Source organism: Psychrobacter proteolyticus, from assembly GCF_038155145.1.
Taxonomy (GTDB): domain Bacteria; phylum Pseudomonadota; class Gammaproteobacteria; order Pseudomonadales; family Moraxellaceae; genus Psychrobacter; species Psychrobacter proteolyticus_B.
Genome location: NZ_JBAKAY010000242.1, coordinates 1 through 209, shown reverse-complemented (window position 1 = coordinate 209; position 209 = coordinate 1). Strand labels below are relative to the sequence as shown.

1 protein-coding gene is annotated in these 209 nt (G+C 45.5%); it reads right to left on the bottom strand.

Annotation, left to right across the window (positions count from 1 at the left end):
• A partial coding sequence (locus tag V6252_RS13690) for a hypothetical protein (protein ID WP_341610790.1) occupies positions 1 to 209 on the bottom strand: 209 nt, incomplete at both ends.

Genomic DNA, 209 nt, shown 5'->3' with positions numbered 1-209 from the left:
AAGACGAATGGAGTTCCCTTCACGTACTGCGCTGTTGAATACGTCCTCAGTAAGATTATGTAATGAATCGTTAATTAACAGACTTGATGTCTTCGCCTGCTCTACCGCTTGGCTCAAAGCATCTGCAGAAGGCACCAAAATGTTATCAGCGTCTTTGAGGTAGGCTAGATCCTTAGGCTCTAGCCCTTCCCATTGAACTTTAGCCTCAG